A 23095-nucleotide genomic window follows, 5' to 3' on the forward strand; every position below is an offset into this window, starting at 1 on the left:
CTATGCAAAACCGCATGATGATTACTGGCGCAGGCTCCGGGCTGGGCCGCGAGATCGCGCTGCGCTGGGCACGCGAGGGCTGGCAACTGGCGTTGGCGGATGTCAATGAGGCGGGCCTGAAGGACACCCTGGCACTGGTCAAAGAGGCGGGTGGCCAAGGCTTTGTGCAACGCTGCGACGTGCGCGACTACAGTCAGCTCACTGCACTGGCCCAGGCCTGCGAAGAGAAGTTTGGCGGTATCGATGTCATCGTCAACAACGCCGGGGTGGCCTCGGGCGGCTTCTTCTCTGAACTGTCGCTGGAAGACTGGGAGTGGCAGCTGTCGATCAACCTGATGGGTGTGGTCAAGGGTTGCAAGGCCTTCCTGCCGATGCTTGAACGCAGTAAAGGCCGGATCATCAACATCGCCTCAATGGCGGCGTTGATGCAGGGGCCGGCAATGAGTAACTACAACGTGGCCAAGGCTGGCGTTTTGGCACTGTCGGAGAGCCTACTGATCGAGTTACGCCAGCAGGAAGTCGCGGTGCATGTGGTCTGCCCCTCGTTCTTTCAGACCAACTTGCTCGACTCGTTCCGCGGCCCGACCCCGGCGATGAAGGCTCAGGTCGGCAAGCTGTTGGAAAGCTCGCCGATCAGTGCTGCCGATATTGCCGAGTACATTTTCGAGCAGGTCGCAGAGGGTCAGTTCCTGATCCTGCCGCATGAACTGGGGCGTAACGCCTGGCAACTCAAGCAGCGCAATCCACAGATGATCTACGACGAGATGGCGACGATGGCGGAGAAAATGCGCGCCAAAGCCAAACCGGCTTCCTAGACGATGCAGAGGGGGAGTCAGTCTTGCTGGCGATGGGGGCGGAGTGGTGCCAGCGCTAGCGCGGTGTTTGCATCGCTGGCAAGGCCAGCTTCCACAGGTTCGGTATACATCCAATCGGTTAACCTAGGCCCTTTATAACTGGACCGGGATGGCTGGTGTGATCAATTACCTGTGGTTTTTCCTCGCGGCGGTCTTCGAGATCGCCGGTTGCTATGCCTTTTACATGTGGCTGCGGCTAGGCAAGAGCGGCTGGTGGATTGCCCCGGCGTTGCTCAGCCTGACCCTGTTCGCATTGATCCTCACCCGCGTCGAGGCCGCCTACGCCGGACGCGCCTATGCCGCCTATGGTGGTATCTATATCGTCACGTCATTGCTGTGGCTGGCTGTGATCGAACGCGCGCGGCCATTGGGCAGCGACTGGATCGGCGCCTTGCTGTGTGTGCTGGGGGCCAGCATCATTGTGCTGGGACCACGCCTGCAGAGTGCATAAAAAGCGAAAATCTGTAGGCAAATTCGTCGGTAGAAGTGGGATCGGTCTATTTGATTGGCTGAGTATTGAAGCGCTCTGACACCCCGTGCAGTCTCCGAACTCTCAGTATTGGGGAGGATCGGAGCATGTTAGTGATCGGCCGCGAAGTCGGTGAGGTGATCGCCATTGATGAGCACATCAAGGTCAAGGTGCTCTCGGTAGAGGGCAATGTGGTGCGCTTCGGTATCAGCGCACCGCGCGAAATCGAGGTGCATCGAGCAGAAATCTATCGGCGTATTGCCGAGCTGGCGGGCAAGGGGACGGAGTGATCAGTCGAACAGTTCTTTGGGCACGTCGTGCTTGGCCAGCAGCTGACATTGCTGGCTTTCAAGGTCAAAGAGGATGAACGCCTGCTGCTTGGCCAGGGCTTGGCGTACGCGTAGTACGCGGGTTTCCAGCGGGGTGTCGTCGCCGTTGTCGGTACCGTCGCGGGTGACGAAGTCCTCGATCAGGCGGGTGAGGGTTTCGGCTTCCAGTTGGTCGTAGGGAATCAGCATAAACAGGACAGGCTTGGCGAAATGAGTACCCATGCTACGCGAAACCTGTCCTGACTGTGTAGGCGCTAGTGCTTGTTGCCGACCAGGCTGTCGACCGCGGGCACACGGGTTTCGGTTTCCATCTGCGCGTCGTGTTCAAGCTGATGGCTGAAGCTTTCCAGCGAACTGCCCGTAGCGTGGGAGTCGCTGGCAAACACCGGCGGGCTGAGCAAGTAGGCGGTGAGCAGGCGGCTCAGGGCTGCCAGGCTGTCGATATGGGTTCGTTCATAACCGTGGGTGGCATCGCAACCAAAGGCCAGCAGCGCGGTGCGGATGTCGTGACCGGCGGTGATCGCCGAGTGGGCGTCGCTGAAGTAGTAGCGAAACACATCGCGGCGCGCCGGCAGTTCGTTGTCACGGGCCAGCTTCAGCAGATGGCGCGACAGGTGATAGTCGTAAGGGCCGGCCGAGTCTTGCATGGCCACGCTGACGGCATGCTCGCTGGAGTGTTGTCCTGGCGCGACCGGGGCGATGTCGATGCCGACAAACTCGCTGACATCCCAGGGCAGGGCGGCAGCAGCGCCAGAGCCGGTTTCTTCGGTGATGGTGAACAGCGGGTGGCAGTCAATCAATGGCTGGGCGCCGCTGTCGACCACGGCTTTGAGTGATGCCAGCAGCGCCGCCACACCGGCTTTGTCATCCAGGTGACGGGCACTGATGTGACCGCTTTCGGTGAACTCCGGCAGAGGGTCGAAGGCGACGAAGTCACCGATATCGATGCCCAGTGATTGGCAATCGGCACGGGTTGCGCAGTAGGCATCCAGACGCAGTTCAATGTGTTCCCAGCTCACTGGCATCTGGTCAATGGCGGTGTTGTAGGCGTGCCCGCTGGCCATCAACGGTAGGACGCTGCCACGCAGCACGCCGTTATCGGTGAAAACACTGACTCGGCTGCCTTCGGCGAAGCGGCTGGACCAGCAACCTACCGGCGCCAGCGACAGCCGGCCGTTGTCCTGAATCGCCCGCACGCTGGCGCCGATGGTGTCCAGGTGGGCCGAGACGGCGCGGTCCGGTGAGCTCTTGCGTCCTTTGAGGGTGGCGCGGATGGTGCCGCGACGAGTCAGTTCGAAGGGGATGCCTAGCTCTTCCAGGCGTTCGGCGACATAGCGCACGATGGTGTCGGTAAAACCGGTAGGGCTGGGAATGGCGAGCATCTCCAGCAAGACTTTCTGCAGATAATTGAGATCGGGTTCCGGGCATTGTTCGGGCATGCGGCCTCCTGTGCTCATGGCGTCAGTTTGCTGTGTGGGAACAGCAGGTCGACGAAGCGTTCGGCAGTGGGTTGCGGTTCGTGGTTGGCCAGGCCGACGCGTTCATTGGCTTCAATGAACACGTGTTCGGGCTGATCGGCGGCCTTGACCATCAGATCGAGGCCGACCACGGGAATATCGAGAGCGCGGGCGGCGCGCACAGCGGCATCAACCAACTGCGGGTGCAGGCGCTCAGTGACGTCCTCCAGGCATCCACCGGTGTGCAGATTGGCGGTGCGCCGTACAGTCAGGCGCTGGCCCGCAGGTAGTACGCTGTCGTAATCGACGCCAGCACCGTGCAGGGTGCGCTGGGTTTCCTCATCCAGCGGGATGCGGCTTTCGCCGTCGGTAGCGGCCTGGCGTCGGCGGCTTTGCGCTTCAATCAAGGCACCAACGGCGTGCTGGCCGTCACCGACGATCTGCGCCGGGTGGCGAATGGCGGCCGCGACGACCTCAAAGCCGATGACCACGATGCGCAAGTCCAGGCCCTCATGGAAACTTTCCAGCAGCACTCGGCTGTCGAAGCGCCGAGCGTTGTCCACGGCCTGGCTGATCGCTTCAAGGCTGGTCAGGTTCACCGCCACCCCTTGACCCTGCTCGCCATTCAGCGGCTTGACCACGACTGCGCCGTGGTCTTCGAGAAACGCCAGGTTATCGTCGGCATTGCCGGCCAATTGCTGCGCCGGCAGTTGCAGCCCGGCGTTCTTCAGTACGTTGTGGGTCAGGCTTTTGTCCTGGCATAGGGTCATGCTCACGGCGCTGGTCAGATCACTGAGAGATTCGCGGCAACGCACCCGCCGTCCGCCCAGGCTTAAAGTGAACAGCCCGCTCTCGGCGTCATCGACCTGTACATCGATGCCACGCCGGTAAGCCTCTTCGACGATGATCCGGGCGTAGGGGTTGAGCCCGGCTTCAGGCCCAGGCCCCAGGAACAGTGGTTGGTTGATGCCGTTCTTGCGCTTGATCGCGAAGGTCGGCAGGGTGCGAAAACCGAGCTTGGCATACAGGCGTTTAGCCTGGCGATTGTCGTGCAACACCGACAGGTCCAGGCAGCTAAGGCCGCGGCTCATGAAGTGCTCGATCAAGTGCCGCACCAGCACTTCGCCGACCCCTGGCCGGGTACAGTGTGGGTCTACCGCCAGGCACCAGAGGCTGCTGCCATGCTCGGGGTCGGAAAAGGCCTTGTGATGATTCAGGCCCATGACAGTGCCAATCACCGCGCCACTGTCTTCGTCTTCGGCCAGCCAGTACACCGGGCCACCGAGGTGGCGCGGGGTCAGCAGCGCCGGGTCGATGGGCAACATGCCTCGGGCCAGGTACAAGGCATTGATCGCCTGCCAGTCGCTGTCACTCTGCGCGCGACGGATACGAAAGCCACGAAACACCCGCTGCGCCGGGCGGTAGTCGCTGAACCACAGGCGCAGGGTGTCGGAGGGGTCGAGGAACAGCTGCTGTGGCGCCTGGGCCAGCACTTGCTGCGGCGCCGCGACATACAGGGCGATGTCACGCTCGCCGGGTCGTTCGTCTTGCAGGGCATTGGCCAGGCTTGCCGGATCTGGGTAGGTGTGGCCGATCAGCAAGCGCCCCCAGCCGCAATGCAAAGAACGCGGCTGGTCGTGAGGCTCGCTACCGTCGCCGGCCAGTTGCGCTTGCAAGCGCTCGTAGGACGGTACCTGGCCGCGAACCAGTCGCTGCCCATAAGGTGATGCGTGGGCTTTCATCGGTCAGATTCCTTGTTCGCTGAGCCACAGGTTCAAGGCTGCCAGTTGCCAGAGTTTCGAGCCGCGCAGCGGTGTCAGCTGGCCATGGGGATCACTGAGCAGGCGGTCCAGTGCCGCCGGTTCGAACAAGCCGCGGTCCTGGCTGGGGTCCAGCAGCAGTTCGCGCACCCAGTCCAGCGTTGCCCCTTGCAGGTGTTTGAGGCCAGGCACCGGGAAGTAACCTTTCTTGCGGTCGATGACTTCACTGGGGATGACCAGACGCGCCGCTTCCTTGAGCACCTGTTTGCCGCCGTCAGGCAGCTTGAAACGCCCCGGAATACGCGCCGACAGCTCCACCAGGCGGTAGTCGAGAAACGGCGTGCGTGCTTCCAGGCCCCAGGCCATGGTCATGTTGTCGACCCGTTTGACCGGGTCGTCGACCAACATCACCGTGCTGTCCAGGCGCAGCGCCTTGTCCACCGCCGCGCTCGCACCTGGTTGGGCAAAGTGCTGGCGGACAAAGTCGCCGGCGGCGTCGTGATCGAGTCGCCATGGCTGCTGGACGGTGGCGGCGTAGTCGTCATAACTGCGGTCGAAGAAGGCATCGCGGTAGGCGCCATAAGGGTTCTGCGCACCGTCTACCTGCGGGTACCAGTGATAACCGGCGAACAACTCGTCAGCGCCTTGGCCGCTTTGCACCACTTTGCAGTGCTTGGCCACTTCGCGGGACAACAGGTAGAACGCGATGCAGTCGTGGCTGACCATCGGTTCGCTCATGGCGCGGAACGCTGCTGGCAGTTGCTCGATGATCTCTCGTTCGTCAATACGCAGTTGGTGATGTTGGGTGCCGTAGTGGCGAGCGATCAGATCGGAATACTGGAACTCATCACCGCGTTCGCCACCGGCATCCTCGAAGCCAATGGAGAAGGTCGACAGATCCTCGACACCGACTTCGCGCAAGAGGCCGACGAGCAGGCTCGAATCAACCCCACCGGAGAGCAGCACGCCGACATCCACCGCGGCTCGTTGGCGGATCGCCACGGCCTCGCGGGTGCTCTCCAGGACCCGGTCACGCCAGTCTTCCAGGCTCAGGTCGTGTTCATCGGAGCGCGGCCCGTAATGCAGCTGCCACCAGACCTGTTGTTCAACCCGGCCCTGAGCATCGACACGCATCCAGGTGGCCGGAGGCAGCTTCTCGACATTGGCCAGCAACGTACGCGGTGCGGGCACCACGGCGTGAAAATTCAGGTAGTGGTTGAGGGCTACCGGGTCGAGCATCGGGTTGATGTCGCCACCTTGCAGCAGAGCCGGCAGGCTTGAGGCGAAGCGTAAGCGCTCGCCGTTGCGCGACAAGTACAGCGGTTTGACGCCCAGGCGGTCGCGGGCGAGAAACAGCTGTTGACTGTCACGCTCCCAGATCGCCAAGGCGAACATGCCGTTCAGGCGCGGTAGCAGCTCGGCGCCCCAGGCGTGGTAGCCCTTGAGCAGCACTTCCGTGTCGCCCTCGGAATAGAAGGCGTAGCCCAGGCTTTCCAGCTCACGGCGCAGTTCCGGGAAGTTGTAGATGGCGCCGTTGAAGGCCAGGGACAGGCCCAACTGATTGTCGACCATTGGCTGCGCCGAGCCATCGGACAGGTCCATGATTTTCAGCCGACGATGGCCCAGGGCAATCGGGCCCTGGCTATGAAAGCCCCAGGCATCGGGGCCGCGAGGTGCCAGGTGATGGGTTATTCGCTCGACTGCGGCGAGGTCTGCCGGTCGTGATGGGTGTTCTACAGGGGTGAAACGAAACTCTCCAGCTAATCCGCACATAAGTCCTTACCGGTTTTGCCGTTGGGGAAGGTGCCAATACACAGGCACAAGGAAACTGACCGGTGCGGATCGTGAGAGTTTTAGATCGATCGGTTATAAGCAGTTAACTCCGCTTGCCCTTGCCGCGTATCAACTCGCGCAGCATGAAGCGATTCGGGTGGCAGGCCTCAGCGACACTTCGTGGTAGCGGCAAGGGGGCGTTGTCGGCCCAGGCGGCGATCAATTCACCGGACAAGGGGGCGGTAATCAGCCCGCGCGATCCATGCCCGCTGTTGATGTACAGGCCTTCGAGCCAAGGGCAGGGAGTGTCTGGTAGTTGCCGGGCATCCTTGGCCAGCACCGCATAGCACTGCGCGAATGCCTGGCAGTCGGCCAGCGGGCCGACGATCGGCAGGTAATCAGGGCTGGTACAGCGGAAGGCGGCGCGGCCCTGCAAGGTGTGCGGATCAATCTGGTGGGCGTTCAGGCGCTCGGCCAGGTCGCTGGAAATTTCTTCAAGCAGGGCCAGGTTGCCGATGTGTTCGCCGGCCGTCGGGGTGAGGTCGATGTTGTGAAAGTCGAAGCTGGCACCCAGGGTATGTTCGCCCTCACGCGGCGGCGCGACATATCCTTCGGCGCACACCACGCAGTCCAAGGCCTGGCTTTGCGCCGTGGCGGGCAGGCGGGTGACCTGACCGCGAATACGCTTTAGCGGCAGGTTCGCGCAGGGCTCGAAGCGCTGAATCTCGGCGGCAGTGGCCAGTACCACCAGCGGTGCGCTAGCCAGCAGCTTGTCGCTTTCCCAGGCCTGCCAAAGGCCGTCGACCTTGCGCAGCTCCAGCACCTGATGGTGGGTCCGCAAGGTGATGTTGGGGTGCTGCAGTTGTGCCTGGCACAAGGCCGGTGGATGGACCCAGCCCCCTTCGGGATAGTACAGACCGCCGCTGGCCAGGCTTACCCCAGCTACGGACTCGGCTTGCTCACGGTTCAGGCGTTGCAACAACTGTGGGTTGAAGGCTTCGGCCAGCAGCGTCTGGCGTTGGTCCTCCTTGGCATCGAAGGCCAGTTGCAAGACCCCACAGCCATCCCAGTCGCGCCCACGTTGCAGCGCCTCAAGCAAGCGGCGGGTGTAGCCGAAACCACTGAGGATCAAACGTGACAAGGCGGTGCCATGAGCAGAAAGCTTGAGGTAGAGCACCCCTTGCGGGTTCCCCGACGCTTCCGCCGCTGGCGTCGCATGGCGTTCCAGCACCTGTACCTGCCAGCCGCGCGCCGCCAGGCTCGCCGCCGTGGCGCAACCGGCCAACCCCGCGCCGATGACCAGGGCCTGGCGCGGGCCGGGCAGGGTAGCGGGGCGGGCGAACCAAGGAACGGGCGATGGCAACGCAAGCTCAGCGGGCCGACCTTGGAAGGCGCCACGCAGGATCTCCCACTTCTTGCCGATACCAGGAATGCGCTTCATCTCGAAGCCCACAGCGATCAGCCCGCGGCGCACCCAGCCGGTGCTGGTGAAGGTACCCAGAGTCGCATTGGCGGCCGACAGCCGCCCGACCTCGGTGAACAGTTCCGGGGTCCACATCTGTGGGTTCTTGGCCGGGGCAAAACCGTCGAGGAACCAGGCATCGACCTGAGCATCGAGCTGTGGCAACTGCTCCAGCACATCGCCGATGATCAGCGTCAGGCGTACCCGGCCCTGATCGAAAACGAACGTCTGGAAGCCGTCATGCACTGCCACGTATTGCGCCAGCAGTTGGCTACTGAAAGGCGCCAGCTCTGGCCACAGGGCCAGGGCGCGGGTCAGGTCATCGTGGCTGAGCGGGTACTTTTCCACACTGATGAAATGCAGGCGCGATTCGGCGCTGGCACAGGCGCTGAACAGTTGCCAGGCACAGAAGAAGTTCAGCCCTGTGCCAAAGCCGGTTTCACCAATCACCAAGCACTGGCCGGGGGCCATCGTACTGAAACGCTGGCGTAGATTGTTCTGCTCAATGAACACATGACGGGTCTCTTCCAGGCTTTGATCCTTGGAGAAGTAAATGTCATCGAACTGGCGTGAGTGGGGGCGGCCCTGGTCGTCCCAGTCGATCTGGGCGTAATGGGTTACTTCGGTCATGGTCGGCTCAGGCATGTCTAGAGCGGCATTTTAGCTTACCCGGACAAAGTCTACCCGGATCCGCTAGTCTTGCTTATCCATGTAGGGAGCCTGGTATGTTCGAATCCGCTGAAATTGGTCACGCCATCGACAAAGACGCTTACGACGCCGAGGTGCCGGCGCTACGTGAAGCCTTGCTTGAGGCGCAGTACGAACTTAAGCAACAGGCGCGTTTTCCAGTGATTGTGCTGATCAACGGCATTGAAGGCGCGGGCAAAGGCGAGACGGTAAAACTGCTCAATGAGTGGATGGACCCGCGCTTGATCGAAGTGCGCACCTTCGACCAGCAGACCGATGAGGAGCTTGCCCGGCCACCGGCCTGGCGCTACTGGCGGGCACTGCCGGCCAAAGGGCGAATGGGCGTGTTTTTTGGCAACTGGTACAGCCAGATGCTTCAGGGGCGGGTCCATGGCCAATTCAAGGACGCCGTACTCGACCAGGCCATCCGCGGCGCCGAACGCCTGGAAGAGATGCTCTGCGATGAAGGCGCGTTGATCTTCAAATTCTGGTTCCACCTGTCCAAGAAACAGATGAAAGCCCGGCTCAAGGCCCTCAAGGACGATCCGTTGCACAGCTGGCGCATCAGCCCACTGGACTGGCAGCAGGAAGAAACCTATGACCGTTTTGTGCGCTTCGGCGAGCGCGTGCTGCGCCAGACCAGTCGTGACTATGCCCCTTGGCACGTGATCGAAGGCGTCGACCCGCACTATCGCAGCCTGGCGGTCGGACGCATTTTGCTGGAAGGGTTGCAGGCGGCGCTGAAGGCCCAGCATGCGCCACTGCATCACACCAACATTGCGCCGTTGGGCAGGAGCATCGACGAGCGCAGTCTGGTTGATAGCCTTGACCTGACATTGAGCCTGAGCAAAAGTGACTATCAGGAGCAACTGATCACCGAACAGGCGCGTCTGGCTGGCCTGTTGCGCGACAAGCGCATGCGCCGCCATGCACTGATTGCTGTGTTCGAAGGCAACGATGCGGCGGGCAAGGGGGGGGCAATCCGTCGCGTGGCCGACGCACTGGACCCGCGCCAGTACCGTATCGTGCCCATTGCCGCACCCACCGAGGAAGAACGTGCTCAACCGTACTTGTGGCGGTTCTGGCGGCACATTCCGGCGCGCGGCAAGTTCACCGTTTTTGACCGTTCCTGGTATGGCCGGGTACTGGTCGAGCGGGTCGAGGGCTTTTGCAGTCAGGCCGACTGGATGCGCGCCTACGGCGAGATCAACGATTTTGAGGAACAGTTGGTCGATGCTGGCGTGGTGCTGGTCAAGTTCTGGCTGTCGATTGATGAGCAGACGCAGTTGGAGCGTTTCCAGGAGCGTGAACAGATTCCGTTCAAGCGCTTCAAGATCACCGAAGAAGACTGGCGTAACCGTGAAAAGTGGGGCCAGTACGCTGAAGCAGTGGGCGACATGGTCGACCGCACCAGTTCCGAAATTGCGCCTTGGACCCTGGTCGAGGCCAACGACAAGCGCTGGGCCCGGGTCAAGGTTCTGCGCACTATCAACAACGCGCTGGAGGCGGCGTTCAAGAAAGACAAGAAGTAGGCCAAGGCAGCAGCACTTGCTGTAGCCGCTGCCGAGGTACGAGGCTGCGATCGACTGCAGAGCAGTCGCAACTCGCTCACCTCGTTGGGCCTGTCGAATCGCGGTGGTCAGGTTTGCGGCCGTTTCACGCCCGATCGCAGCCTAGCGGCAGCGGCAACGAGGGGGCAGTCAAGTCATACGCTCGGCTCGCAGGAACCCAGGGAATGAAGTACTGAATTCTTTTCCGCAATTGTACCTGTCGGCCCCCCATGCCCAGCCCGTAGAATTCAGTCTCCCCCCACCACAGGGCTATTGAGGCTGTTATGCATATTTCTTCCGGACGCTGGGTCTACGGTCTGTCGCTGTCATTACTGACCGCCTTGCTCTGGGGCATTCTGCCGATCAAGCTCAAACAGGTGCTGCAGGTGATGGACCCGATCACCGTCACCTGGTTTCGTCTGTTGGTGTCAGGCGGCCTGTTGTTTGCCTGGCTGGCCGCAAGCAAGCGCTTGCCGAGGTTCAACGGTCTGGGCCGCAAGGGTTGGGGCCTGGTGGCGTTGGCCACCTGCGGGTTGGTCGGCAACTATGTGCTGTACCTGATGGGCCTGAACCTGCTCAGCCCGGGCACCGCGCAATTGGTGGTGCAGCTTGGTCCGGTACTGTTGCTGGTGGCCAGCGTGTTCCTGTTCAAGGAGCGCTTCAGTTTCGGGCAAGGCGTAGGTCTGCTCATCCTGTTGATGGGCTTTGGCCTGTTCTTCAATCAGCGTCTGGAAGAGCTGTTGACCTCCCTGAGCGTTTACACCACTGGTGTGCTAACGATCATTCTGGCCACCACCATCTGGGTGTTCTACGCCCTGAGCCAGAAGCAGCTGTTGACGGTGTGGAATTCGATGCAGGTGATGATGGTCATCTACCTGTGCTGCGCGATGCTCCTGACACCGTGGGTGCATCCGCTTGAAGCCCTGCAACTAAGCCCGCTGCAAGGGTGGTTGTTGCTTGCCTGCTGCCTCAATACCCTGGTGGCCTATGGCGCCTTCGCCGAGGCGCTGGCGCACTGGGAGGCGTCCAAGGTCAGCGCTACCCTGGCGCTGACCCCACTGGTGACCTTTGTCGCCGTCGCCTTGGCAGCCTGGTTCTGGCCTGACTTTGTACAGGCTGAGCAAATCAACTCGTTGGGCTACATCGGTGCACTGGTGGTGGTGCTGGGCTCGGCGCTCACCGCGCTGGGCCCATCGCTGATGGCCGGCTGGCGGGCCAGGCGTCTACGCCTGGCCCGGTAAGCTCAGCCTTTCTTGCCAGGTTCAAGCATGTCTTGTGGGCGTACCCACTCGTCGAACTGCTGATTGCTCAGGTAACCCAGGGTCAAGGCTGCTTCGCGCAAGGTTCTGCCTTCGCTGTAGGCCTTCTTGGCAATTTCCGCCGCCTTGTCGTAGCCGATGTGCGGATTGAGTGCAGTGACCAGCATCAATCCGCGTTCCAGGTGCGCCGCCATCTGTTCGGTATCCGGTTCGATACCCGCGACGCAGTGCTGCTGGAAGTTGCGACAACCGTCTGCCAGCAGCTCGATTGACTGCAACAGGTTGTGAATGATCACTGGCTTGAACACGTTCAGCTGCAGGTGGCCTTGGCTAGCGGCAAAGCCGATGGCCGTGTCGTTACCCAGCACCTGGCAGGCCAACATCGACAGCGCCTCGCACTGCGTCGGGTTGACCTTGCCGGGCATGATCGAACTGCCAGGCTCGTTGGCGGGCAGGCGCACTTCGGCAAGCCCGGCGCGGGGGCCGGAGCTCAGCAGGCGCAGGTCGTTGGCCAGTTTCATCAGCGCCACGGCCAAGGTCTTCAGGCCGCCTGCCAGCGTAGTCAGCGGTTCATGCCCGGCGAGGGCGGCAAACTTGTTCGGCGCGGTGACGAAGGGCAGGCCGGAGAGGGCGGCAAGTTCGGCAGCAATGGCTTCGGCAAAACCGTGCGGGGCGTTCAGCCCGGTGCCGACGGCCGTGCCTCCCTGGGCCAGTTCACACACGGCCGGCAGGGCGCTGCGGATCGCCCGCTGGGCGTAATCCAGTTGCGCGACATAGGCTGAGATTTCCTGGCCGAAGGTGATCGGCGTGGCGTCCATCATGTGCGTGCGGCCGGTCTTGACCAGGTGCTGGTGACGCGCCGCCAATTCTGCGAGCCCCGACGACAGCTCGGTGATTGCCGGTAACAGCTGGTGCTGGACGGCCTGGGCGGCAGCGATGTGCATGGCGGTGGGGAAGCAATCGTTGGAGCTTTGCGAGCGATTGACATGGTCGTTTGGGTGTACCGGAACCTTGCCGCCACGGCCCTTGCCTGCCAGCTCGTTGGCGCGCCCGGCAATCACTTCATTGACATTCATATTGCTCTGGGTGCCGCTGCCAGTTTGCCAGACGACGAGTGGAAACTGGTCATCGAGCTGGCCGTCGAGCACTTCATCGGCAGCCTGCTCGATCAGCCGGGCAATGTCGGCCGGCAGGTCGCCGTTGCGGTTGTTGACGCGTGCGGCGGCTTTTTTGATCATCGCCAGGGCATGCAAAACGGCCAGGGGCATGCGTTCCTTGCCGATGGCGAAGTTGATCAGCGAGCGTTGCGTCTGGGCACCCCAATAGGCTTGCTCAGGAACTTCGACCTGGCCCAGGCTGTCAGTTTCGATACGGCTCATACTGCGCTCACTCCCTTGTGGTCTGAATTCGCAGTTTAGGTCCCTTTTTGTCGCAGCGGTTCCATCGCTCGTCGACCCACTTGAGTGCCGTGCCCGAGTCGGCGCAGAATGCTCTACTCTGGGGTACTACCTCCTCTGTCTAATGAAGGAATAACGATGACCCGTCTTCGCGCCCTTTGCACTGCTGTTGCGCTGGTCTGCGCCAGCGGCCAGGTGCTTGCCGATACCGCTAGCCACAACGCCAGTGCCGAAAAATTCCTCATGATGGCGCATGCTGACAAGCTGGGCACTCCGGTCTATATGCAGGTGCAACAGATGTTTGCCCAGCGCTTTGAACAGACCAAGGCCCCAGCCTCGAAAAAAGCCGTGCTTGATAGCTACCAGGCCAAGGCCAACGCTGCCCTGGACCAGGCTATTGGCTGGAAAAAGCTCAAGCCGGACATGGTCAAGCTGTACACCACTACCTTTACCGAAAGCGAGCTCAAGGACCTGGTAGCCTTCTATCAGTCGCCACTGGGCAAGAAAGTCCTGGAAAAGATGCCACAAGTTACCCAGCAGTCGGCCCAGCTGACCCAGCGCAAGCTGGAAAGCGCGGTGCCGGTGGTCAACAAGCTGCTGGCTGACATGACCAAGGAGCTTGACCCGAACGCTGGCAAGGCCGCCGCGCCAGCGAAGAAGTAAACCGCGGAGCCGTCCATGTCCATGCAGCAAAAAATTGAACAAAGCCTGGCCGCGCTGGCGCCGCAGCACCTGTCGGTGCTCGACGAAAGCCATATGCACAGCCGTGGGCTAGAGACCCATTACAAGGCGGTGCTGGTCAGCGAGCAGTTCGCAGGCCTGAACAGCGTCAAGCGCCACCAGACGGTCTATGCCACCTTGGGTGAGCTGATGGGGCAGGTCCATGCCCTGGCGCTGCACACCTACACGCCCGAGGAGTGGCAGAAGGTTGGCGCGGCACCGGCATCCCCCACCTGCGCAGGTGGTAGCAAACACTGATTTCATCGTCAGGTTTTTGCTAGAATGTGCAACGCGCCGCTCGTCGGCGCGTTTTTTTTGCCATCCGGTCCGCCCTTTGCGAGGGTGACCACCTGGAGATTGACTGCATGACCCAAGCTATCGTCGTGGCGGCGCTGTACAAGTTCGTCACCCTGAAAGATTACGTCGAGCTGCGCGAACCGCTGCTCGAAAGCATGACCGCCAACGGCATCAAGGGCACCTTGTTGCTGGCCGAAGAAGGCATCAATGGCACTGTCTCCGGTACTCGTGAAGGTATCGACGGCCTGCTGGCCTGGTTGCGCAGTGATGAACGCCTGGTGGACATCGACCACAAAGAATCCTACTGCGACGAACAGCCGTTCTATCGCACCAAGGTCAAGCTCAAGAAAGAGATCGTCACCCTGGGCGTCGAGGGCGTTGACCCGAACCACAAGGTCGGCACCTACGTCGAGCCCAAAGATTGGAACGCGCTGATCAGTGACCCGGAAGTCCTGTTGATCGACACCCGTAACGACTACGAAGTGTCCATTGGCACCTTCGAAGGCGCAATCGACCCGAAAACCACTACCTTCCGCGAGTTCCCCGAGTACATCAAGGCCAACTTCGACCCGTCGCGGCACAAGAAGGTTGCGATGTTCTGCACTGGCGGCATCCGCTGCGAAAAAGCCTCCAGCTACATGCTCGGTGAAGGTTACGAAGAGGTCTATCATCTTAAGGGCGGGATCCTGAAATACCTCGAAGAGGTGCCGCAGGATGAAAGCCGCTGGCAGGGTGATTGCTTCGTCTTCGACAACCGGGTAACCGTGCGTCACGACCTGACCGAGGGCGACTACGACCAGTGCCATGCTTGCCGTACCCCGATCAGCGTGGAAGACCGTGCGTCCGAGCATTATTCGCCTGGTATCAGCTGCCCGCATTGCTGGGACAGCCTGAGCGAGAAGACCCGACGCAGCGCCATTGACCGGCAGAAGCAGATCGAGTTGGCCAAGGCCCGCAACATGCCGCACCCGATCGGTCACAACTACCGCAAAGCTGCCGAGGCCTGATAGATGTCCGCACGCCTGCTCTATGTGATGGACCCGATGTGCTCCTGGTGCTGGGGGTTTGCACCAGTGGCCCAGGCCCTGATCGCCCAGGCGCGCGCCGCCGGGGTCGACACGCAACTGGTGCCCGGCGGTTTGCGCACCGGTAGCAGTGCGTTGGATGCGTCGACCCGTGGCTACATCCTTGAGCACTGGCAAGCGGTCAATCAAGCCACTGGCCAACCCTTCACCCATGAAGGGGCGATGCCGGACGGCTTTGTTTATGACACCGAACCTGCCTGCCGTGCCCTGGTGGCTGCTCGTGGTCTTGATCCACAGCGCACCTGGGCGTTGCTCGCGGCGATCCAGCAAGCGTTTTATCAGGGCGGCGAAGACGTCACCCTGGCGCCGAAACTGGTGGAGCTGGCTGAGCAGGTGGGGTTTGAGCGTGCGGCCTTTGCCGAGCGCTTTACCAGTGCCGAAGTACGGTCGGCCACAGCCTCGGACTTCACCTGGGTACAGGACCTGGGCATTGCCGGCTTTCCCACCTTACTGGCTGAACGTAATGGCCAGCTGGCGTTGCTGACCAATGGCTACCAGCCACTCGATGCGTTGAGCCCACTGCTTGGCCGCTGGCTACAGCAGGCCGCTTGTGCTTGACCTGCCAGGGTCACCCGACCCTGTGCCGGGGCCAGCGCCCACTGTTGCCGATCGTTTGAGCTGGGCGGAAATCCGCCGCCTGGCCCTGCATCATCGCAAAGCCCTGTGGATTGCCAACGGCATCGCCGTACTGGCGGCGCTGTGCAGTGTGCCAATTCCCTTGCTGCTGCCGTTGCTGGTCGATGAAGTCTTGCTCGGCCATGGTGATGCCGCGCTCAAGTGGATGAATCAGTTGCTGCCGGAGAGTTGGCAAGTGGCGGCCGGTTATATCGGCTTGATGCTGGTGCTGACCTTGTGTTTGCGCTGCGCCGCCCTGGCCTTCAACGTGATTCAGGCCAAGCTGTTTGCCGGCCTGGCCAAGGACATCGTCTATCGCCTGCGCATCCGCCTGATCGAGCGGCTCAAGCGCATCTCCCTGAAGGAATATGAAAGCCTGGGCAGCGGCACGGTGACCACCCACCTGGTCACCGACCTGGACACCCTGGACAAATTCGTCGGCGAAACCCTCAGCCGCTTCCTGGTGGCCATGCTGACCTTGACCGGCACTGCGGCGATCCTGATGTGGATGCACTGGAAGCTGGCATTGCTGATTCTGCTGTTCAACCCCTTGGTGATCTTCGCCACGGTGCAGTTGGGCAAGCGCGTCAAACACCTGAAGAAACTCGAGAACGACAGTACCTCGCGTTTCACCCAGGCGCTGACCGAAACTCTCGACGCCATTCAGGAAATCCGCGCCAGCAATCGCCAGGGCTATTTCCTTGGGCGTCTGGGCGTGCGGGCTCAGGAAGTGCGCAACTACGCAGTGGCGTCGCAGTGGAAAAGTGATGCCAGTGGCCGCGCCAGTGGACTGCTGTTCCAGTTTGGCATCGATATCTTCCGTGCCGCGGCGATGCTCACAGTATTGTTCTCTGACCTGTCGATCGGGCAGATGCTGGCGGTGTTCAGCTACCTGTGGTTCATGATTGGCCCGGTTGAGCAGTTGCTGAACCTGCAATATGCCTACTACGCCGCAGGCGGCGCCTTGAGCCGACTCAACGAGCTGCTGGCGCGTGCAGATGAGCCGCAGTACCCCGGTGGTGTCGATCCGTTCAAGGGCCGTGACACGGTCGGCATCGAAGTCCAGGGACTGCGCTTTGCCTACGGTGATGAGCCGGTGCTCGACCAGTTGAACCTGTCCATTGCGCCTGGCGAAAAGGTCGCAATCGTTGGTGCCAGTGGCGGCGGCAAGAGCACCCTGGTGCAACTGCTGCTGGGGCTCTACAGCGCTCAGGCGGGCACGATCCGTTTTGGGGGCTCGACCTTGCAGGACATTGGCCTTGAGACCTTGCGCGAGCATGTTGCCGTGGTGCTGCAGCATCCGTCGCTGTTCAACGACTCGGTGCGCGCCAACCTGACCATGGGCCGCGACTGCAGCGACGAAGCCTGCTGGCAGGCGCTGGGTATCGCCCAGCTCGACACCACCATTGCTGCCTTGCCCCATGGCCTGGACACCGTGGTCGGGCGCTCGGGTGTGCGCTTGTCGGGCGGGCAGCGTCAGCGCCTGGCGATTGCGCGGATGGTGCTGGCTGAGCCCAAGGTGGTGATTCTCGACGAAGCCACCTCGGCGCTGGATGCGGCCACCGAATACAACCTGCATCAGGCCCTGACCCGTTTCCTCAGTGCGCGGACCACCCTGATCATTGCCCACCGCCTTTCAGCCGTGAAGCAGGCCGACCGCGTGCTGGTCTTTGATGGCGGACACGTCGCTGAGGATGGTGATCACCAGCAACTGATCGCCGACGGCGGTTTGTACGCCAAGCTGTACGGGCATTTGCAGCAGAGTTGAGGCAAAAGTACGGGTAATAGAGAAAAGCTCTCCAGATGTGAGAGCAAATAGCCTAGGCTGTGCGTTTATAAGATAGAGATTCATCCGGCTCTGTGTGCAAGGGACCTCATGAAGCGAACACGGATTCTCGAAGCGCCGAACTTGTTGGGCATCATTTGGCCATTTGTTGCGGTGGTGGTGTTTCAGGCGCTGCTCGGAGGCATCAGCCTGTACGCGTTATCGGCGGTGCGTGGTTACGTGGCGGGGGAGAGCCTCTGGTCCAAGGGGCAGAAGGACGCGATCTACTACCTCAACCTGTATGCCGACAGCCACGATGAGGCTAACTACCACAAGTACCAAAAGGCCTTTGCGGTGCCGCAAGGTGGCCATGAGCTGCGGGCTGCTCTGGATTTGCCAAATCCGGACCTTGAGGCAGCACGTCGGGGCATTCTTCAGGGTGGCAACCATCCTGACGACATCTCCAGTGTCATCTGGTTGTACCTGAACTTTCGCCAGGTCAGTTACCTGGAAAAGGCCATCGAGCTGTGGGCGGTGGGTGACGGTTTTCTCAACCAGTTGAACGACGTTGCCCAGCAGATGCATGAAGGCTTTCGTTCGGGCACAGCGACGGCCGCTGATGTCGCCGAATGGAAGGCGCGCATTGCCACCATCAACGATGGTGTGACACCCGCCGCGCGCGCGTTCAGTGATGCCTTGGGTGAAGGCTCGCGGATGCTGTTGCGGATCTTGCTGGTGACCAACCTCGCTACGGCGCTGTTTCTGATTGCCCTGGCCTGGTTGCGTTCAAGCAAGCTGCTGGCCCAGCGTCAGGCCTTTGCCAACGCCTTGCAGGTGGAAAAAGAGCGGGCGCAAATCACCCTTGAATCGATTGGCGACGGGGTGATCACCACCGACGTGGAAGGTTGCATCGCCTACATGAACCCGGCCGCCGAGCAACTCACCCACTGGCACGCTGCCCAGGCCCACGGCCTGCCATTGGCGGCACTTTTCAGCCTGTTGGATGAGAATGCCGAGAAAGACAGCCTGACCTTGGTTGAGCGCATTCTCAGCGGTGGCCTCAAGGGCGGCAGCGAACACACTAAGCTGATTCAGCGCCTGGATGGCAGTACCGTCTCGGTGACGCTGGTGGGGGCGCCGATCATGGCCGATGGGCAAATCAGCGGTATCGTCCTGGTGCTGCATGACATGACCCAGGAGCGCCAGTACATCGCCAACCTGTCCTGGCAGGCGACCCATGATGCGCTGACGGGCCTGGCCAACCGCCGCGAGTTCGAGTATCGCCTGGAGCAGGCACTCAATGGTCTGACGCGCAAATCGGCGCGGCATGCCTTGATGTTTCTCGACCTCGACCAATTCAAGCTGGTCAACGACACCTGCGGGCACGCGGCCGGTGATGAGCTGTTGCGGCACATTTGTGCCGTACTTCAGGCCGGCCTGCGAGAGGGTGACATCCTGGCGCGGTTGGGCGGCGATGAATTCGGCATTCTCCTCCTGAACTGCCCTCAGGAGCAGGCTGAGCGTATCGCTGAAAGCTTGCGCCAGGCGGTACAGAGCCTGCATTTTGTCTGGAAGGGTCGTCCGTTCATGACCACGGTTAGCTTGGGGGTGGTGCATATCGCACAGGCGCCGACTACCCTCGAAGCCTCCCTGCGGTCGGCTGATATGGCGTGCTACATGGCCAAGGAAAAAGGCCGCAATCGGGTGCAGGTCTACCACGCCGACGACAGCGAGTTGTCCATGCGTTTTGGTGAAATGGCCTGGATTCAACGCCTGCATGTGGCCCTGGAAGAAAACCGCTTCTGCCTGTATGCCCAGGAAATCGCCGCACTCGGGCCGCATGAAGGGGCAGGACATATCGAGATCCTGCTGCGCCTGCAGGACGAAAGCGGACGTATTATCCTGCCGGACAGCTTCATTCCTGCCGCTGAACGCTATGGCTTAATGACTGCACTTGATCGGTGGGTGGTGCGCAGCGTCTTCACCGTCATTCGCCAGTGCCTGGATGAGCAGCGCGACGGCCCCCTGGCCATGTGCGCGATCAACCTCTCTGGCAGCAGCATTGGCGATGACAAGTTCCTTGAATACCTGCGGCGCTTGTTTGGTGAGTACGCTATTCCACCGCAGATGATTTGTTTCGAAATCACTGAAACCAGTGCAATCGCCAATCTGGGTAGCGCCATTCGCTTCATCAACGAACTCAAAGGCCTGGGTTGCCGGTTCTCGCTGGATGACTTTTGTGCCGGGATGTCGTCGTTCGCCTATTTAAAACATTTGCCTGTAGACTTCCTGAAAATCGACGGAAGTTTCGTCAAAGATATGCTTGATGACCCGGTCAACCGCGCCATGGTCGAGGTCATCAACCACATCGGTCATGTCATGGGCAAACGCACCATTGCCGAATTCGTCGAAACGCCGATGATCGAACAGGCCCTGCAGGAAATCGGCGTCGATTATGCCCAGGGCTACCTGATCGAACGACCGCAGATGTTTACCTGCGACAGCTTGCAACGCCAACGGATTACCGCAAGGCCCTTGTTGTTCAAGGCACCCGGGACCTTTCGCTGAAGATCCGCACGATAATCACAAGGAACAAGGAGCTGACAGTGATTGACGCGTTTATCCGTACCGGTCCATTGATGGACCCCACCAGTTACCCGCTCTGGGCCCAGCAGCTGATCAGGGATTGTCATGAGAGCAAGCGTCGGGTCGTCGAGCACGAAGTTTATCAACGCATGCGTGACGGTCGGCTCAGTGGCCGGACGATGCGCCAGTACTTGATTGGTGGCTGGCCGGTGGTCGAGCAGTTTTCCCTGTACATGGCCAAGAACCTGACCAAGACCCGCTACGCGCGCCATCCTGGGGAGGATATGGCGCGTCGTTGGCTGATGCGCAATATTCGCGTCGAGCTCAATCATGCTGATTATTGGCTGTATTGGAGCCAGGCCCATGGCGTGAGCCTGGAGGACCTGCAAACCCAGGAAGTGCCCACCGAACTCAATGCCTTGAGCGACTGGTGCTGGCATACCTGTGCGGCCGACTCCCTGGTTGTCGCCATTGCCGCGACCAACTATGCGATCGAAGGGGCGACCGGCGAATGGTCGGCAGTGGTCTGCTCGACCGGCGTGTATGCCCAGGGCTTTGCAGAAGAAGGTCGCAAGCGCGCCATGAAGTGGCTGAAGATGCATGCTCAGTATGACGATGCCCACCCGTGGGAAGCGTTGGAAATCGTCTGCACCCTGGCCGGTAATAACCCTAGTCAGGCGTTGCAGGCAGAATTGCGTCGGGCGATCTGTAAGAGCTACGACTGCATGTTCCTGTTCCTTGAGCGCTGCATGCAGCTGGAGCAGCACCAGCCCGCCCGTTCCCAGGCGGAACTGGTCGAGGGCTGAGCCTACTGGGCGTTGAACGCCTGGCCGTTGACGCCAGTGCTGTCGGGGCCCATCAGGTACAGGTAAACCGGCATGATCTGCTCAGGCAGCGGATTGTTCTCCGGGTTCTCACCTGGATAGGCCTGGGCGCGCATGCTGGTGCGGGTGGCGCCCGGGTTGATGCTGTTGGCGCGCACCGGTGCCACACCTTCCAGTTCGTCGGCGAGGGTCTGCATCAGGCCTTCGGTGGCGAATTTCGACACGCCATAGGCGCCCCAGTAAGCCCGGCCTTTGCGTCCGACGCTGCTGGAGGTGAAGATCACTGAAGCATCTTGCGACAGCTTGAGCAGCGGCAGCAGGGTGCTGGTGAGCATGAACATGGCATTGACGTTGATCTGCATGACGCGCATGAAGTTGTCGCCGGACAGCTGCTCCAGTGGCGTACGCGGGCCAATGATCGAGGCGTTGTGCAGCAGGCCGTCGATGTGGCCGAACTCGCTTTCGATCATCGCCGCCAGTTCGTCGTACTGGTGCGGCAGGGCGGTTTCCAGGTTGAACGGGATGACGGCAGGCTTGGGGTGGCCGGCGGCTTCGATCTCGTCATAAACCTGGCTCAAGTTGCCTTCCGTCTTGCCCAGCAACAGCACGGTCGCACCATGGGCGGCGTAAGCCTTGGCGGCAGCTGCGCCGATTCCGCGACCGGCGCCGGTGACCATGATGGTCCGGCCTTTAAGCAGGTCGGGGCGGGCGGAGTAATCGAACATGGGGTTACCTCTAGAGTGGTGATGGCGTCATCGCTGGCAAGCCAGCTCCCTGTGGGAGCCGACCTTGCCGGCGATGCAAGGCAAAGCCTTGCCGATACAAAGGTTCAGCAGCCGCAAAGCGCGCTATCAAGCACCTTGCGCAGCTCCAGCGGATGATCGACAACCACATCCGCGCCCCAGTTGTTGGGGTTGTCATCTGGATGAATATAGCCGTAGCGCACCGCTGCAGTGCGGGTGCCAGCATCACGGCCCGACTCGATGTCGCGCAGGTCGTCACCGACGAACAGCACGCTGGCAGGGTCGAGGTTCAAGGTCTTGCAGGCAAGAATCAGGGGTTCGGGGTCCGGCTTGCTGTTCTTGACGTGATCCGGGCAAATCAACAATGCCGAACGTTCGGCCAGGCCCAGCTGCTGCATGATCGGCTCGGCGAAACGCACCGGCTTGTTGGTGACCACGCCCCACAGCAGGTTGCCTTTCTCGATATCGTCCAGCAGCTCGGCCATGCCGTCGTACAGCTTGCTGTGCACCGCGCATCCTTGTTGGTACCGCTCAAGGAACTCCAGGCGCAGGGCTTCGAATGTCGGGTCTTCCGGGTCGAGGTTGAACGTCACTGAAACCATGGCCTTGGCGCCGCCAGAAACCACGTCGCGGATCTTCTGATCATCGATCGCTGGCAGGCCGCGCTCGGCGAGCATCGCCTGGCAGATGGCAATGAAGTCCGGCGCCGTGTCGAGCAGGGTGCCGTCCATGTCGAAAAGTACTGCTCTCAGGCGCATGCTCATTCCTCGCGCAGGGTCTGGATCATGTAGTTGACGTCAACGTCATTGGCCAGCTTGTAGTGCTTGGTCAGTGGATTGTAAGTCAGGCCGATGATGTCTTTGACGTTCAGGCCCGCCTCGCGGCTCCAAGCACCGAGCTCGGAAGGGCGGATGAATTTCTTGAAGTCATGGGTGCCGCGCGGCAACAGCTTCATGATGTATTCAGCGCCGATGATCGCGAACAGGTAGGCCTTGGGGTTACGGTTGATGGTCGAGAAGAACACCTGGCCGCCTGGCTTGACCATGCGGTAGCACGCACGGATGACTGAAGACGGATCAGGCACGTGCTCGAGCATTTCCAGGCAGGTGACCACATCGAACTGCTCGGGCATTTCTTCGGCCAGGGCTTCAGCGGTGGTTTGGCGGTACTCGACTTCTACGCCGGATTCGAGCTGGTGCAGTTGGGCCACGGCCAGCGGCGCTTCGCCCATGTCGATGCCCATGACGGTAGCGCCGCGCTGGGCCATGGCTTCGCTGAGGATGCCGCCGCCGCAACCGACGTCGAGGACCTTTTTGCCGGCCAGCTTGACCCGCTCATCGATCCAGTTGACCCGCAGCGGGTTGATGTCGTGCAGTGGCTTGAACTCGCTCTCGCGGTCCCACCAGCGGTGGGCCAAGGCTTCAAACTTGGCGATTTCGGCGTGGTCGACGTTGCTCATGGAA

General features: G+C 61.2%; 21 protein-coding genes. 12 read left to right on the top strand and 9 right to left on the bottom strand.

What is annotated here, in order from left to right; all coding sequences use genetic code 11:
- The first annotated feature begins 2 nt into the window (after positions 1 to 2).
- From CX511_RS07305 to csrA, 3 genes are all read left to right on the top strand, one after another.
- On the top strand, positions 3 to 815 hold the full coding sequence (locus CX511_RS07305; RefSeq protein ID WP_045180115.1) for an SDR family oxidoreductase: 813 nt from the start codon (positions 3 to 5) through the stop codon (positions 813 to 815).
- Between the two features lie 157 nt (positions 816 to 972).
- Entirely contained in the window at positions 973 to 1305 is a 333-nt protein-coding gene (locus CX511_RS07310; protein WP_045180208.1) for a YnfA family protein, read from the top strand.
- A gap of 125 nt (positions 1306 to 1430) precedes the next feature.
- Positions 1431 to 1613, top strand: a complete 183-nt coding sequence (csrA, locus tag CX511_RS07315; RefSeq protein ID WP_045180114.1) for a carbon storage regulator CsrA — start codon at positions 1431 to 1433, stop codon at positions 1611 to 1613.
- Here the strand turns inward: csrA and CX511_RS07320 are convergent, their stop codons facing one another.
- The 5 genes from CX511_RS07320 to mnmC form a co-directional block, all read right to left on the bottom strand.
- Positions 1614 to 1841 carry a YheU family protein gene (locus CX511_RS07320; protein WP_045180206.1) on the bottom strand — a complete coding sequence of 76 codons (228 nt, stop codon included), beginning with the start codon at positions 1839 to 1841 and terminating at the stop codon, positions 1614 to 1616.
- A gap of 65 nt (positions 1842 to 1906) precedes the next feature.
- Positions 1907 to 3091, bottom strand: coding sequence for an osmoprotectant NAGGN system M42 family peptidase (locus tag CX511_RS07325; protein WP_045180112.1), 1185 nt, complete (start codon positions 3089 to 3091; stop codon positions 1907 to 1909).
- Between the two features lie 14 nt (positions 3092 to 3105).
- The gene (gene ngg, locus CX511_RS07330) at positions 3106 to 4851 is read right to left on the bottom strand and encodes an N-acetylglutaminylglutamine synthetase (protein WP_045180110.1); all 1746 of its coding nucleotides are present in this window, start codon (positions 4849 to 4851) and stop codon (positions 3106 to 3108) included.
- 3 nt (positions 4852 to 4854) lie between these two features.
- Positions 4855 to 6642, bottom strand: coding sequence for an N-acetylglutaminylglutamine amidotransferase (locus CX511_RS07335; protein WP_101293059.1), 1788 nt, complete (start codon positions 6640 to 6642; stop codon positions 4855 to 4857).
- A gap of 103 nt (positions 6643 to 6745) precedes the next feature.
- The gene (mnmC, locus tag CX511_RS07340) at positions 6746 to 8734 is read right to left on the bottom strand and encodes a bifunctional tRNA (5-methylaminomethyl-2-thiouridine)(34)-methyltransferase MnmC2/FAD-dependent 5-carboxymethylaminomethyl-2-thiouridine(34) oxidoreductase MnmC1 (protein ID WP_101293058.1); all 1989 of its coding nucleotides are present in this window, start codon (positions 8732 to 8734) and stop codon (positions 6746 to 6748) included.
- A 95-nt stretch (positions 8735 to 8829) separates the two neighbouring features.
- Between mnmC and pap the strand changes: the two genes are divergently transcribed.
- The gene (gene pap, locus CX511_RS07345; protein WP_045180103.1) at positions 8830 to 10323 is read left to right on the top strand and encodes a polyphosphate:AMP phosphotransferase; all 1494 of its coding nucleotides are present in this window, start codon (positions 8830 to 8832) and stop codon (positions 10321 to 10323) included.
- A gap of 302 nt (positions 10324 to 10625) precedes the next feature.
- Positions 10626 to 11582 carry a DMT family transporter gene (locus tag CX511_RS07350; protein ID WP_101293057.1) on the top strand — a complete coding sequence of 319 codons (957 nt, stop codon included), beginning with the start codon at positions 10626 to 10628 and terminating at the stop codon, positions 11580 to 11582.
- A gap of 2 nt (positions 11583 to 11584) precedes the next feature.
- Here the strand turns inward: CX511_RS07350 and CX511_RS07355 are convergent, their stop codons facing one another.
- Complete coding sequence (locus CX511_RS07355) at positions 11585 to 12979, bottom strand: class II fumarate hydratase (protein WP_045180099.1); 1395 nt, start codon at positions 12977 to 12979, stop codon at positions 11585 to 11587.
- A 156-nt stretch (positions 12980 to 13135) separates the two neighbouring features.
- Here CX511_RS07355 and CX511_RS07360 point away from each other — a divergent pair, with 156 nt between their 5' ends.
- The 7 genes from CX511_RS07360 (at position 13136) to CX511_RS07390 (ending at position 20871) form a co-directional block, all read left to right on the top strand.
- Positions 13136 to 13660 carry a DUF2059 domain-containing protein gene (locus tag CX511_RS07360; protein WP_045180096.1) on the top strand — a complete coding sequence of 175 codons (525 nt, stop codon included), beginning with the start codon at positions 13136 to 13138 and terminating at the stop codon, positions 13658 to 13660.
- A 15-nt stretch (positions 13661 to 13675) separates the two neighbouring features.
- A complete protein-coding gene (locus tag CX511_RS07365; RefSeq protein WP_101293056.1) occupies positions 13676 to 13975 on the top strand; it encodes a BolA family protein in 300 nt (99 codons plus the stop codon).
- 107 nt (positions 13976 to 14082) lie between these two features.
- Positions 14083 to 15021 (top strand): oxygen-dependent tRNA uridine(34) hydroxylase TrhO, encoded by a 939-nt coding sequence (gene trhO / locus CX511_RS07370; protein ID WP_045180091.1) that lies wholly within the window; start codon positions 14083 to 14085, stop codon positions 15019 to 15021.
- A 3-nt stretch (positions 15022 to 15024) separates the two neighbouring features.
- Positions 15025 to 15657 carry a DsbA family protein gene (locus CX511_RS07375; protein WP_045180089.1) on the top strand — a complete coding sequence of 211 codons (633 nt, stop codon included), beginning with the start codon at positions 15025 to 15027 and terminating at the stop codon, positions 15655 to 15657.
- Positions 15650 to 17482, top strand: a complete 1833-nt coding sequence (locus CX511_RS07380; protein ID WP_045180087.1) for an ABC transporter ATP-binding protein — start codon at positions 15650 to 15652, stop codon at positions 17480 to 17482. The genes CX511_RS07375 and CX511_RS07380 overlap by 8 nt, the downstream gene beginning before the upstream one ends.
- A 108-nt stretch (positions 17483 to 17590) precedes the next feature.
- Positions 17591 to 20047 (top strand): EAL domain-containing protein, encoded by a 2457-nt coding sequence (locus tag CX511_RS07385; protein WP_101293055.1) that lies wholly within the window; start codon positions 17591 to 17593, stop codon positions 20045 to 20047.
- Between the two features lie 38 nt (positions 20048 to 20085).
- Complete coding sequence (locus tag CX511_RS07390) at positions 20086 to 20871, top strand: iron-containing redox enzyme family protein (RefSeq protein WP_045180083.1); 786 nt, start codon at positions 20086 to 20088, stop codon at positions 20869 to 20871.
- A gap of 2 nt (positions 20872 to 20873) precedes the next feature.
- Here CX511_RS07390 and CX511_RS07395 read toward each other — a convergent pair whose 3' ends face one another.
- From CX511_RS07395 to ubiG, 3 genes are all read right to left on the bottom strand, one after another.
- Positions 20874 to 21614, bottom strand: coding sequence for a YciK family oxidoreductase (locus CX511_RS07395; protein ID WP_045180081.1), 741 nt, complete (start codon positions 21612 to 21614; stop codon positions 20874 to 20876).
- 104 nt (positions 21615 to 21718) lie between these two features.
- On the bottom strand, positions 21719 to 22390 hold the full coding sequence (gene mupP, locus CX511_RS07400; RefSeq protein ID WP_045180079.1) for an N-acetylmuramic acid 6-phosphate phosphatase MupP: 672 nt from the start codon (positions 22388 to 22390) through the stop codon (positions 21719 to 21721).
- A 2-nt stretch (positions 22391 to 22392) separates the two neighbouring features.
- A complete protein-coding gene (ubiG, locus tag CX511_RS07405) occupies positions 22393 to 23091 on the bottom strand; it encodes a bifunctional 2-polyprenyl-6-hydroxyphenol methylase/3-demethylubiquinol 3-O-methyltransferase UbiG (protein ID WP_045180076.1) in 699 nt (232 codons plus the stop codon).
- Between the last annotated feature and the right edge of the window lie 4 nt (positions 23092 to 23095).

Origin of the sequence: Pseudomonas sp. S06B 330 (assembly GCF_002845275.2) — a bacterium.
GTDB lineage: Bacteria > Pseudomonadota > Gammaproteobacteria > Pseudomonadales > Pseudomonadaceae > Aquipseudomonas.

What these genes read in the sequence shown, in the direction of transcription:
- CX511_RS07305 (WP_045180115.1), top strand. Translation starts at nt 3, where the DNA reads ATGCAAAACCGCATGATGATTACTGGCGCAGGCTCCGGGCTGGGCCGC.
- csrA (WP_045180114.1), top strand. Translation starts at nt 1,431, where the DNA reads ATGTTAGTGATCGGCCGCGAAGTCGGTGAGGTGATCGCCATTGATGAG.
- CX511_RS07320 (WP_045180206.1), bottom strand. Translation starts at nt 1,841, where the DNA reads ATGCTGATTCCCTACGACCAACTGGAAGCCGAAACCCTCACCCGCCTG.
- CX511_RS07325 (WP_045180112.1), bottom strand. Translation starts at nt 3,091, where the DNA reads ATGCCCGAACAATGCCCGGAACCCGATCTCAATTATCTGCAGAAAGTC.
- ngg (WP_045180110.1), bottom strand. Translation starts at nt 4,851, where the DNA reads ATGAAAGCCCACGCATCACCTTATGGGCAGCGACTGGTTCGCGGCCAG.
- CX511_RS07335 (WP_101293059.1), bottom strand. Translation starts at nt 6,642, where the DNA reads ATGTGCGGATTAGCTGGAGAGTTTCGTTTCACCCCTGTAGAACACCCA.
- mnmC (WP_101293058.1), bottom strand. Translation starts at nt 8,734, where the DNA reads ATGACCGAAGTAACCCATTACGCCCAGATCGACTGGGACGACCAGGGC.
- pap (WP_045180103.1), top strand. Translation starts at nt 8,830, where the DNA reads ATGTTCGAATCCGCTGAAATTGGTCACGCCATCGACAAAGACGCTTAC.
- CX511_RS07350 (WP_101293057.1), top strand. Translation starts at nt 10,626, where the DNA reads ATGCATATTTCTTCCGGACGCTGGGTCTACGGTCTGTCGCTGTCATTA.
- CX511_RS07355 (WP_045180099.1), bottom strand. Translation starts at nt 12,979, where the DNA reads ATGAGCCGTATCGAAACTGACAGCCTGGGCCAGGTCGAAGTTCCTGAG.
- CX511_RS07360 (WP_045180096.1), top strand. Translation starts at nt 13,136, where the DNA reads ATGACCCGTCTTCGCGCCCTTTGCACTGCTGTTGCGCTGGTCTGCGCC.
- CX511_RS07365 (WP_101293056.1), top strand. Translation starts at nt 13,676, where the DNA reads ATGTCCATGCAGCAAAAAATTGAACAAAGCCTGGCCGCGCTGGCGCCG.
- trhO (WP_045180091.1), top strand. Translation starts at nt 14,083, where the DNA reads ATGACCCAAGCTATCGTCGTGGCGGCGCTGTACAAGTTCGTCACCCTG.
- CX511_RS07375 (WP_045180089.1), top strand. Translation starts at nt 15,025, where the DNA reads ATGTCCGCACGCCTGCTCTATGTGATGGACCCGATGTGCTCCTGGTGC.
- CX511_RS07385 (WP_101293055.1), top strand. Translation starts at nt 17,591, where the DNA reads ATGAAGCGAACACGGATTCTCGAAGCGCCGAACTTGTTGGGCATCATT.
- CX511_RS07395 (WP_045180081.1), bottom strand. Translation starts at nt 21,614, where the DNA reads ATGTTCGATTACTCCGCCCGCCCCGACCTGCTTAAAGGCCGGACCATC.
- mupP (WP_045180079.1), bottom strand. Translation starts at nt 22,390, where the DNA reads ATGCGCCTGAGAGCAGTACTTTTCGACATGGACGGCACCCTGCTCGAC.
- ubiG (WP_045180076.1), bottom strand. Translation starts at nt 23,091, where the DNA reads ATGAGCAACGTCGACCACGCCGAAATCGCCAAGTTTGAAGCCTTGGCC.